General features: G+C 70.3%; 6 protein-coding genes. 3 read left to right on the top strand and 3 right to left on the bottom strand.

The annotated features are described in order from the left end of the window. The first annotated feature begins 47 nt into the window (after nt 1-47). Nucleotides 48-7,037: a DUF5979 domain-containing protein gene (locus tag ABMQ42_RS17435; protein WP_349724279.1), complete on the top strand. Its 6,990-nt coding sequence runs from the start codon at nt 48-50 to the stop codon at nt 7,035-7,037. 81 nt (nt 7,038-7,118) lie between these two features. Next, nucleotides 7,119-7,334 carry a hypothetical protein gene (locus tag ABMQ42_RS17430; protein ID WP_349724278.1) on the top strand — a complete coding sequence of 72 codons (216 nt, stop codon included), beginning with the start codon at nt 7,119-7,121 and terminating at the stop codon, nt 7,332-7,334. Between the two features lie 239 nt (nt 7,335-7,573). On the opposite strand, the gene galK is transcribed toward ABMQ42_RS17430, so the two are convergent. Both galK and ABMQ42_RS17420 read right to left on the bottom strand, forming a co-directional pair. Beyond that, the gene (gene galK, locus ABMQ42_RS17425; protein ID WP_349724443.1) at nt 7,574-8,737 is read right to left on the bottom strand and encodes a galactokinase; all 1,164 of its coding nucleotides are present in this window, start codon (nt 8,735-8,737) and stop codon (nt 7,574-7,576) included. A gap of 5 nt (nt 8,738-8,742) precedes the next feature. Then, nucleotides 8,743-9,975 (bottom strand): galactose-1-phosphate uridylyltransferase, encoded by a 1,233-nt coding sequence (locus tag ABMQ42_RS17420; RefSeq protein ID WP_349724277.1) that lies wholly within the window; start codon nt 9,973-9,975, stop codon nt 8,743-8,745. A 114-nt stretch (nt 9,976-10,089) separates the two neighbouring features. Here ABMQ42_RS17420 and ABMQ42_RS17415 point away from each other — a divergent pair, with 114 nt between their 5' ends. After that, nucleotides 10,090-11,055 (top strand): LacI family DNA-binding transcriptional regulator, encoded by a 966-nt coding sequence (locus ABMQ42_RS17415; RefSeq protein WP_349724276.1) that lies wholly within the window; start codon nt 10,090-10,092, stop codon nt 11,053-11,055. Nucleotides 11,056-11,062: 7 nt separating this feature from the next. Here the strand turns inward: ABMQ42_RS17415 and ABMQ42_RS17410 are convergent, their stop codons facing one another. Continuing rightward, nucleotides 11,063-11,854, bottom strand: a complete 792-nt coding sequence (locus ABMQ42_RS17410; protein ID WP_349724275.1) for an alpha/beta fold hydrolase — start codon at nt 11,852-11,854, stop codon at nt 11,063-11,065. Between the last annotated feature and the right edge of the window lie 5 nt (nt 11,855-11,859).

Below are 11,859 nucleotides of genomic sequence, written 5' to 3'. Positions count from 1 at the left end.
TTTCCACAGGGTTTCGCAAGTCCGTGGTCGCCTGTAGCCTGCGGTGTGTGACTCGTGTTGCGTCTGATTCTCCTGTCGTCCGCCGGGGCGTTCGCACTCTCTCCTTCGGGACCGTCACCGCGCTGGTCGTCGCGCTGGCGTCGGCGTTCACGGTCGGGTCGCTCGTGGGAGGTGCGGATGCCGCATCCGCCGCCACGGTGAACGTCGGGTCTGTGCAGGCACAGATGGCGAATCAGTCCGGGTGGACGGGGCAGGGCGCGCCGGGCAGCGCGGACGGCAGCGCCAACCCCCAGGCCAACGACTGCACGCGGTACGGCATCGCCGCGGACGGCGTGACCACTGGCACCGCGCCCAACACCGGAGGGACCAACGGAAGCTCCCCCTACCAGAACGGGAACACCGCCTGGGTGAGCGCGGGGACCACGGCGCTCGTCGCTCACGGGCGCAGCGGGAACGATACCTCGACGTGTCAAGCCGCCAGCCAGGGGATCAACCTGAGCAGTCAGAGCACCATCGGCTTCTCGCCTCGCTCGGTGGGCAACGTCGAGACCGGCACGATATTCAACGTCGGACGCATGGTCCACATCAACCGTCCGGTGTACAACTCGAACGCCTGGTTCCGCGGTGACATGAACGTGCAGTTCCTCTCCACGACGCTCAGTTATCAATGGCGTCTGCACGAGACCACCAACAACGCCTCGCCGCCTGAGGATCCCCGGAACAACGACCTGCTGGATTTCACCAACCAGATCTCACAGCAGCAGATCACTGTCGGTGGGCTCAAGTACACGCTCGTCGTCTTCGGGTTCACGGCCCCGCAGGGCGCGAACAACACCTGCAACGCCACCGTCACCTCGACGACGAACGTGATCAACTCCTTCAGCACCGTTGAGGGAACAACGACGTACGGGTGTCTGTACGCGTCGCTCGAGCAGGTGCGCACCCTCACGGTCGTCAAGCAGGTGGCCGCGCCCAACGGAGCGCCCAGCTCCATCCCGGTCTTCACCTTCGATGCCTCGAGCACGCTGGCCGGCTCGCTGTGGGGCAGCGCCTTCTCGCTGACACCGACGGCCACCGGATCGAACGGCTCGGCCTCGATCACAAACAATCTCGCGGTCGGCCAGACAGTGAATATCACCGAGCGTGCGCAGACGGCGCCGTGGTCGTTCACGAGCCTGGTCTGTACCGACGGGGTCGGCAATGCGATCGGCAGGGTCACGGGGCAGTCCGTCACGTTCGACGGCGACTACTCGACTTCCGACGTCGCCGCGGTTCCCATCACCTGCACGTACACGAACACCTACACGCCGCGCGCGACCCTGACGCTGCAGAAGCAGGTCGTCACCACCGGTCAGACGGGCGCACTCGCCAGCCCGTTCAACTGGACGTTGACGGCACGGCCCCAGAGCATCTCCGGGCAGGGCGCGGTGTCGGGTGAGGGGCAGACCGGGCAGACGAACACGACGCCCAACCCGGCGATCACGAACCAATCAGTGATAGCGGGGACCTATGCGCTGTCGGAGACCGCGGACGGCTCCAACCGTACGGCGGGCTACGTCACAGGGCCGTGGACCTGCTTCCTGACGGCGAATCCGACTCAGTCCGTGCCGGTCACGGGTGGCTCCGTCACGCTGGCGAACCAGCAGAACGTGACGTGTCACGTCACGAACACCTTCCAGACCGGTCGGCTGGAGATCACCAAGACCGTGACGACGAGTCCGTCCGGCGGCTATACCGGTGGCACGAGCGTCGGCTTCACCGCGCGCTACACGTGCGACGGCGGCATCACCGGCACGGTCACGGTGAACCCGAGCGCCACCGATGGCCAGGCGGGCACCGTCGTGACCGTCGACGACCTGCCCGCGGGCGCGAACTGCACAGTCACCGAGACGGCGGTGCCCAGCGGATCTGAGGGTCTCGCGAACGCCTCCTGGGTCTGGAATTCACCTCCGGACACCGCATCCGTCGTCATTCCAGCCGATGACGCGGTTCGCGTGAACATCGCGAACTCGGCCACGCAGCGGACCGGAGTGCTGCGGATCACCAAGACCGTCGAGCCGGCCAACGCCGGTACCCCGACCACCGGTTACACGGGTGGGCTCGGCCGTGAGTTCACGGTCTCATACACCTGCACGCTCGGCGGGGCGACGACGGCGAGCGGCACCACGACGATCACTCCCGGGACGCCCGCGGAGATCCCCGGGGTCCCGGCGACCTCGTCGTGTGTGGTCACCGAAACGGCACCGCAGACCGAGGCGGGCGACTTCGCCGCGGAGGAGTACGACTGGGCAGACACATCGATCGATCCGGGTACGGTGACCGTCCCCGCCTCGGGAGCGGCCACGGTCGCCGTCACCAATACGTTCGAGCGGCACCTCGTCAGCCTGACCCTGGCGAAGGTCGTCACCGGTGCCGGGTACACCGGCACGGGCGAGGACTTCACCATCAGCTATGACTGCGGCAAGACGACCGGCGAGGTGACCCTGGCCGCCGGCGGCTCGCAGACCGTCCAGGTGCCCGCCCGCAACGTCTGCCGCGTGCAGGAGACCACGCCCTCCGAAGACCTTCTCGCGGACGGCTACGTATGGGACGCCCCGACGTACGAGGGGCTCACCGACGGCACCGTCACCATTCCGGCCGACGGGTCGGCGACCGTGACGGTCACCAACCACAACCGCATCGGATACGGCCGTATCTCGGTGACCAAGGACATCGCCAACTACGGCGACCGCGTGGCTTCGGGGACGACCTTCACGATCCACGTCGCGTGCAACGCACCCGCGCAGGGTGAGACCGCGGACTACGCGGCAGACTTCGACGTGAGCTGGCCGAACCCGCAGACCCCGCAGACCCCGCTGCTGCCGATCGGAACGGCGTGCACCGTCAGTGAGACGTCTGCCCCGTCGGGAAGCGACGGATTGCCCGACGAATCGTTCGCCTGGAGCGACCCGCCCGCCTCGCAGAATGTGACTGTGCCGGCCACGACGACGCCCGAGCCGGTGACCGTGACGAACGACATCACCCGGGTGACGGCGCCGTTCACGATCACGAAGACGGTGAACAACACGACCACTGCCACGCCGACCGCTGACTTCACGGGCACCTGGTCGTGCACGTACGCCGGTGCTCTGCAGGCCTCGGGCAGCTGGTCCGCGCCTGCGGCCGGTGGGCCCGCGACGCTGGATGCCCCTGCCGAGGTCTATGTCGGTTCGGTCTGCACCGTGACCGAGAACGATCCGGCCATTCCCGTGCCGGGCGATCCTTCATACTCGTGGGGTGTCAACGTGCCCGGACCGACGACGGTCGTCGCCGGAGGCGCATCGGCGACTGTCACGAACGTGCTCGACCGTGTGTTGGGCTCGTTCTCGGTGACCAAGTCGGTCGTCGGCGGGGCGCCCGGCGACGCCTTTGACGACGGGGACTTTGGTTTCCACTACTCGTGTGTGCCCGCCGGGGGCGGCACCGCGATCACCGGAGATCTGACGATGACGGCGGGCAGCAGCGCGGGACCGGGCGAGGGTGTTGACATCCCGGCGGGCTCGGTCTGCACCCTCACCGAGACCAGCACACCCGACGCCAAGGACCCCTACAGCTGGGACGGCGTCAGCTTCTCGGGAGAGGGCATGACGGACGGTACCGGTTCGGCCGTCTTCACGATTCCCGATGGCGGCACCGAGATTGCCGTGACGGCAACCAACACCATCAGCCCGAAGACCGTCGACGTGTCGGTGCAGAAGTCGCTGAGCGATCCGGACAACGGCTTGGCGGAGCCCGGTAAGACGTTCTCGATCTGGCTCGTCTGCGACGGCGTCACGCTCAAGGCGAAGGACGTCACCGTGGGCGGGACGGCGACCTGGGCGGTGCCGCTCGGCGTGACCTGCCACGCCGTCGAGGCGCAGGTCACCAACGGTCTGAAGGACGACTCGTTCGCCTGGGGTTCGCCGGTCTACAGCGATCCGGTGCAGGTGGAGGACGTCGACGGCACCTACTCGATCACGGTGGCGAACTCGATCGTGCGCCGGTACGGCACGATCGGCCTGCAGAAGACGTTCGACAACAACGGGTTCAACGGCGTCGTCGATCCCGACAAGGAGTACACGGGCACCTGGAGCTGCCAGTACGGCACCGATGACCCGGTGACGGGGACCTGGACCGGCGTAGCCGGCGAACCCGCGACGCTGACAGGGGTCCCGGCCGCCGGCATCCTGCTCACGAGTACCTGTACGGCGACCGAGGACGACCTCGGCGATCCCTCGTCGACAGACCCATCGTATGCATGGGCCGATCCTCAGATCACTTCGATCCAGAGTGTCTCGGGTGTCGTTGCCGACAACGTCATGGGCGTTGCGAACGCGCTCATCCGGCACACCGGGTCGATCGATGTCACCAAGCACCTCACCGGCGCCACCGCCGGTTTCGCGCCCGGCGACGACTTCGACGGATTCACCGTCGGCGTCGCCTGCACGCGCGGTGACGACCAACGGCTCGAGCGTGAGGTGAAGGTGCAGCCCGGCGGAGCCGCGGTGACCCTCATCGACAACGTTCCGGCGGGCTGGTCGTGCACGGTCACGGAGCTGTCGCCGCCCTCGAGCCTTCTCCTGGACACGTCGTATGCCTGGGGCGGCATCCAGTACGAGATCAACGGCACGGCCGGCGACACCGCCACGATCGTCGCCGATGAGACCGCGCACGCCGTTGTCACGAACACGATCTCGCGCGTGACCGGCACAGTCCAGATCACGAAGCAGATCACGACGCCGGCTGCCGTGGCGGACGGTGCAGCCTTCACCGGCGGGTACGAATGCGTCTACCGCGACGGTGAGTCGGGCGAGCAAACCTACTCCGGGACATGGTCGGTGACGGGATCCGGTGAGGCCACGCTCACCGGGGACCAGGACATCCCGCTGACATCGTCGTGCACGGTGACCGAGACGGCGCTCGACGATGCGGATCTCGTCGACGGGTCGTGGACGTGGCAGGACCCGGAGTACTCGGATGCCGCGGTCATCGCTTCATCTGCGCAGCCGGCGGCGCTCACCGTCACCAACAGCGCGCAGCGCGTGTGGGCGGGGCTGCAGATCCACAAGACCTACGACGGCGTGGCGGCCGCACTGCCCGACGGCCTGCAGGTCGGCGGCGCATGGACGTGCACGCTCGGCGGACAGACGGTCGCCTCGGGGCGCTGGGCGACCGACGCCGCGGGCGGTTCGACCACCGTCGCGGCACCGAGCGACGAGGCCATCCCCGCGACGGCCGACTGCGCGGTGCAGGAGGACACCCTCGATGACGCGGACCTGACCGACGGCTCGTTCACCTGGAACGTCCCGACGTTCACGCCCGACAGCGGCGAGGTCGCCACCACAGCCGGTGACACGGGCGAGGTCACGGTGCACAACTCGACGAGCCGGGTCCGCACCGAGTTCGCGATCACGAAGGATCTCGTGGCCGGCGCGCACACCTTCGACCAGAACCTCGACTGGATGCAGACCTTCACCGGCGAGTACTCCTGCCGATACGCGGGCGACGACCCCGTGACGGGAGAGTGGGGACCTGTCGCACACGACGGCGTCGTCACGATCCCCGACATCCTCGTCGGATCAGAGTGCTCGGTGACCGCTGAGACCCGGCCCGACCAGCCCGTTCCCGGTGCGCCGTCGTTCGTGTGGCTGCCGGCCGACCTCGGCTCGAGCGTGGTCGCACCGGAGGCGGGCGCGGCATTCCCGACCATCACGGTGACGAACACCGTGCAGCGACTCGTCGGCGCCTTCACGCTCAGCAAGACCGTCACCGGTGACACCGCGGGACTGGTGCCGGGATCGGTCTTCACCTTCACCTGGCAATGCCGGGCGCAGAACGGCGACCTCTATCCGGGTGACGGCCCCGGAACGGTCGAGCTCGAAGACGGGGAGGTCTGGAACTCGCCGGCCGACATCGCAGCGGGCGCAGACTGCACGGTCACCGAGCAGGAGCCACCCGCGGCATCCGACCCCTCGTACGCCTGGTCGAGTTCCCTCTCCGTCACGGGAGTGGCGTCGACCACCGCTGCATCGGGGGCCTCCGTGCAGTTCACGACGGAGGACGACGCGGACATCCTCGTCGCCGCGGTGAACGAGCTCACCCGGACGATCGGCAGCTACACGGTCGCGAAGACGAGTGATCCCGCAAGCGGCTCGACGGTCGAGCCCGGGCAGACGATCACCTACACGGTGACGGTCACTCCGGGCGACGTCGGGTTCGTCGACGACGTCGTGGTGACCGACGATCTCAGCGACGTCAGCCCGTATGCGAGCCTGCAGGTCGACTCGATCACGGCCTCGCAGGGGACGACCTCGTTGCGCCCGGACGCCCTGGAATGGGATGTCGGGACCGTCCGCGCGGGCACGCCGTTGACGCTGACGTATCAGGCCATCGTCAAGCAGGCGGCCGACGGCGTCACGATCCGCAACGCGGTCACGGCCGACGGCGAAGTGCCGCCGACCGATTGCACCGACTGCTCGACGACGCACGTGACGCCGGCGTGGACGCTCTCGAAGAGCTCCGACCCCGCGAGCGGCTCGACCGTGCAACCCGGTGATGTGGTGACCTACACCCTCACCGCGCGCAACACCTCCGACGCCGTCGTCACCGGGGCGGAGGCCATCGACGATCTGAGCGACGTCCTGTCGGCGTCGGCGCTGGTCGGTGACCTCGACGATGACCTGCAGCTGTCCGGCACGACGCTGACGTGGACGATTCCGACGCTGCAGCCGGATGCGTCGGCGTCGGTCCACTATCGCGTGCGGGTGAATGCGGATGCCGCGGACACGACCCTGCGCAACGTCGTCGATCCGGCGGGCCCGGGTGGCACGTGCGACGGCTGCACCACGACCGCGATCGTCCCGCCCGTGTCGACGCCCACACCCACGCCGACGCCCACGCCGGAGGTCGAGCTCCCCGTCACCGGTGGAACGATCGCCTGGGGTGTGGGGGCGGCCGCGCTCGTTCTGGTGCTGCTCGGCGCGGGGCTGGTCGTCATCCGACGCCGACGCGAATCCTGAGAGGGGATGGTGCTCGGGCGACCGACGGCACGATACTGAACACAACGGCACCACCGGGTGCCCCGAAAGGGAGGGAGTCCCATGGGGATCGACGACATCGTCAACAAGGGCAAGGAACTCTTCGAAGAGAACAAGAACAAGATCGAGGGCCTGCTGCACAGCGAGCAGGCCGAGGACGTCAGCGACAAGGTCCTCGACGGCGCCGCCGACCTCGCGAAGAAGGTCGCGCCGGACTCGGCGGACGCGAAGATCGACGAGTTGCGTGGCAAGGCCGACGGGGCCGTCGGCAACGAGTAGCTCGATCTGCGAACTCAGAGGGCGGGGTGCCACGCGGCATCCCGCCCTCTTCCCGTCTCGTCTGCCAACCACGTCGGGCACGAGGTCGGGCTCTGCCCGGGCATGGCGTCCGGCCTTTGACTGTGCACGGCGTCGGGGATTCTCGCCGGCGCGCCGGGAAGGCGCGCCGCGGCACGGCGTGTCGAAGGCGATCCCCGACCGTGTGCACGGGGACGGGACGGAGAACGGATGCCGCGGGCTCAGCCGTCGCGACGGGCGCCCTCCGACGGGGTCACGGTGAACACCCGCGGCGCGGCGAAGCCGGCGTCGGCGAAGGCGCGGGTCACGGCATCCCGAACCGCCTCCACCCGGTCGTGCGGCGTCAGCGCGATCGCGGCCCCACCGAATCCGCCGCCGGTCATGCGGGCGCCGAGGGCGCCGGCGGCGCGGGCCGCCTCCACCGCCGTGTCGAGCTCGGGCACCGAGATCTCGAAGTCGTCGCGCATCGAGGTGTGCGACGCATCGAGCAGTGCGCCGATCGCGGTCGGGCCCTGCGTGCGCAGCGTCTCGACGGTGTCGAGCACGCGCTGGTTCTCGGTGACGATGTGCCGCACGCGGCGGAACGTGACGTCGTCCATGATCTCGCGCGCGCGATCGAGGTCGGCCACGCTCACATCCCGCAGCGCGGGCACGCCCATCAGCGCGGCGCCGCGCTCGCAGGCCTCGCGGCGCTCGCGGTACCCGCCGGTCGAGTGCGCGTGCGTGACGCGGGTGTCGATCACGACGAGCTCGAGGCCCGCCGCGGCGAAGCCGAGGTCGACGACCTGGGCGTCGAGTGAGCGGCAGTCGAGGAAGATCGCGGCATCGGCGCGGCCGAGCATGGCGGCCATCTGGTCCATGATGCCGGTCGGAGCGCCGACGGCCTCGTTCTCGGCACGCCGCCCGACGCGGGCGAGGGTGACCGGGTCGAGGCCGAGGTCCCACACGTCGTTGAGGGCCGCGGCCGTCGCGCCTTCGATGGCCGCCGACGACGAGAGACCTGCGCCGACCGGCACGTCGGACGCGATGGCGATGTCGACGCCGATCTGCGGCGTCGTGGCGGCATGACGCAGCGCCCAGGCCACGCCCAGCGGGTATGCGGCCCACTCGGGCACCGACGGTGCTCCGTCGGACGGGAAGAGGTCATCGAGCTCGTCGAGCGCGACCTCGACCGCCTCGTCGGCGAACGTCGACGCCACGCGGATGCGTGCGTCGTCGCGTCGGCCGACGATCGCGTGCGTGCGGTGGTCGATCGCGAACGGCAGCACGAAACCGTCGTTGTAGTCGGTGTGCTCGCCGATGAGGTTCACCCGCCCGGGCGCCGACCAGGCGCCCTCGGGGGAGCGGTCGGTGAGCGTCGCGAACAGGGCGGCCGCGGCATCCATCGTCGTCACAGCTGTACTCCTTCGAGGGCGTCACGCAACCGGGCGGCGGCGGTCTCGGGCGGGATGTCGGCGATCCAGGCGCCCATGGCGGCCTCCGACCCGGCGAGGAACTTGAGCTTGTCGGCGGCGCGGCGCGGGCTCGTGAGCTCGAGGTGCAGGCGGTAGGTGTCGCGCGCGACGTGCACGGGCGCCTGGTGCCACGCCGCGATGTACGGGGTCGGGGCCCCGCGCCCGGAGGCTCCGTGCGACGCGTCAGCGTCGTGCGGAGTGGGCGTGGGGACGGTGTCGTAGAGGCGGTCGACGCCGCGCAGCAGCATGAGGTAGAGGCGTGCCAGTTCGTCGCGCTCGGCCTCGTCGGTCTCGGCGAAGTCGGCGACCTGGCGGTGCGGCATCATGTGCACCTCGAGCGGCCAGCGTGCGGCGAAGGGCACATAGGCGGTCCAGCGCAGACCCTCGAGCACGACGCGCTCCCCGGCGCGCTCGAAGTCGAGGATGTCCTGGAACAGGGTGGGCGCGGTGCGCTCGATGCTGTCGAGCGTGCGCGCGGTGCGCGGCGTGATGTACGGGTAGGAGTAGATCTGTCCGTGCGGGTGGCCGAGCGTGACGCCGATGGCTTCACCGCGGTTCTCGAACGGGAAGACCTGCTCGACGCCCGGCAGCGCCGACAGCGCGGCGGTGCGATCGGCCCAGGCCTCGATGACGGTGCGCGCGCGGGTGACGGACTGGGTGCCGAACGAGCCGGCGGTGTCGGGGCTGAAGCACACGACCTCGCAGCGTCCGACGCTCGTGCGGCTGCGGCCGAGACCCAGCTGCTGCAGGTCGTCGAGGCCCTCGGGAGGGTTCTCGCCGGCCGGGGCCGCGCCGGTCGCGGCGGCCAGCGCGGGACCGAACGAGGGCGACTTGTTCTCGAAGACCGCGACGTCGTAGCGCGAGGGGATCTCGGACGGGTTGGTCGGCGTCTGCGGGGCGAGCGGGTCGAGGTCGGCGGGCGGCAGGAAGGCGCGGTTCTGGCGGGCGGCGGCGACCGAGATCCAGTCGCCGGTGAGCACGTCCTGGCGCATGGTGGCGGTCGCCGGACGCGGGTCGAGTTCGCGCGCGTCGACGGCGCGGTCGGGGCCGAGCGTCGTGTCGGGGTCGTCGTAGTAGATGAGCTCGCGGCCGTCGGCCAGGCGTGCGGGCCGCTTGACGACGCCGGCGCCGAGGACGGTGGGCTCGTCGTACGGGAGGTCGAGAGGCATGGGTCAGAACTCCTTCATGTTGACGATCACACGGTATCAACTCCGGTATGTTATCGTCAACACCACGGGGATCACCGGAGTTCTGAACGGGGGCGGGCGATGAAGCGGGTCTCGATGGCCGATGTCGCAGCCCGGGCCGGTGTGTCGGGGCAGACCGTCTCGCGCGTCGTCAACGGCAGCCCGCGGGTCGACCCGGCCACGCGCGAGCGCGTCGAGGCGGCGATGGAAGACCTCGGCTACCGCCTGCACCGCGCCGCCCGCGCGCTGCGCACCGGCCGTACCCAGACGATCGGCCTGGTCGCGACCACGCTCGCCACGGTGGGCAACTCGCGCATGCTGCAGGCGGTGGCCGATGCCGCGGCATCCCGCGGCTATGCGCTGGTGGTCGTCACGCTCGGAGGCGACCCGATCGACGTCGCTTTCGAGCGGCTGCGCGACCAGGGCGTCGACGGCGCGGTGGTACTCAACGAGGCGACCGCGTCGACGCAGGGGGCGACCGTGCCCGACGACCTGCACCTGGTCGTGGTCGACGCCCCGGCGGCCGACCGCTTCGACGTCGTGCAGACGGCGCACGCCGACGGCGCGGCCGCGGCGACCCGGCATCTGCTCGGGCTCGGGCATCGCACGGTGCACCTGCTGGCGGGGCCTTCCGGCTCGTTCTCGGCCGACGAGCGCGAGCGGGGATGGCGCGAGGCGCTGGCCTCGGCGGGTGCCGACGTGGTCGAACCCCTGCGCGGCGACTGGTCCGCGGCATCCGGTCATCTCCTCGGCCGGGAGCTGCCGGCCGATGCGACCGCCGTCTTCGCCGCGAACGACCAGATGGCGCTCGGGCTGCTGCGCGCGCTCGCCGAGACCGGACGGAGGGTGCCCGAGGACGTGAGCGTCGTCGGCTTCGACGACGTGATGGATGCTGCGGACTATCGCCCCCCGCTGAGCACCGTGCGCCAGGACTTCGACGCGCTGGGGGCGCGGGCGGTCGACGTGCTGGTGTCGCGGATCGAGGCGCCCGCTGCGCCGGGGCTGGTGACGATCCCCGCGGAGCTCATCGTGCGCGAGAGCTCGGGCCCCGCGCCGCGCTGAGCCGGTTTCAGGCGGGATGCCGCGACGCGAAGTCCACGACGGCGGCGACGACGGCCGGATCCTCGAGGTAGATGCCGTGGCCGCCCGGCAGCTCGAGATATTCCGCTGTGGGAATGCGCTCGGCCAGAGCCTGCCCGTTCTCGACCCGCGTGATCTCGTCGTCGGCGCCGTGCACGACGAGCGTGGGGGCCGTGATGCGCGCGAACTCATCCCACGTGTCGTGGGTCGAGCTGGCGACGTAATGCCCGCGGCGCGCCCGCATGGGCGCCTCGCCCCGGGCGAGGAGGCCGAGGACGTCGGGATGCCGCTGCCGGAACCCCGCGCTGAAGAAGTACGGCCCCAGCACCTCGGGGTCGCCGCCGGCGAGAGCGCGGGTCGCGGCGTCGGGCCGCGGCATCCCGCGGGCATCACCCGGCGTGGCGGAGATCAGCGTGAGCGACGCGAGGCGCGCGGGCGCGTCGATCGCGAGCCACTGGCCGATGCGCCCGCCCATCGAGTGGCCGACGATGTGTGCACGGTCGGCGCCGGCGGCGTCGAGCACCGCGACGGCGTCGGCGGCCAGCATCCGCGTCGACCACTCGGCGGGGTCGCCCAGGGTCGATGCGCCGATGCCGCGGTGGTCGTAGGCGATCACCCGGAAGCGCTCGGCCAATGCGGGCACGATGAGGTCCCAGGTGCGGCGGCTCACCGCCTGACCCGGAATCAGCAGGAGCGGCTCACCGGTGCCGTGCTGCTCCCAGGCGAGGGCCGCGCCGTCGGCGGTGCCCGCCGGACGCTCCGGCCCAGTGTGGGCGCTCACCGACC

This window comes from Microbacterium sp. KR10-403 (assembly GCF_040196215.1).
In the GTDB taxonomy this organism is placed as follows: domain Bacteria; phylum Actinomycetota; class Actinomycetes; order Actinomycetales; family Microbacteriaceae; genus Microbacterium.
The sequence above is the reverse complement of the archived record's forward strand: the minus strand, read 5'-3'. Positions and strand labels throughout refer to the sequence as shown.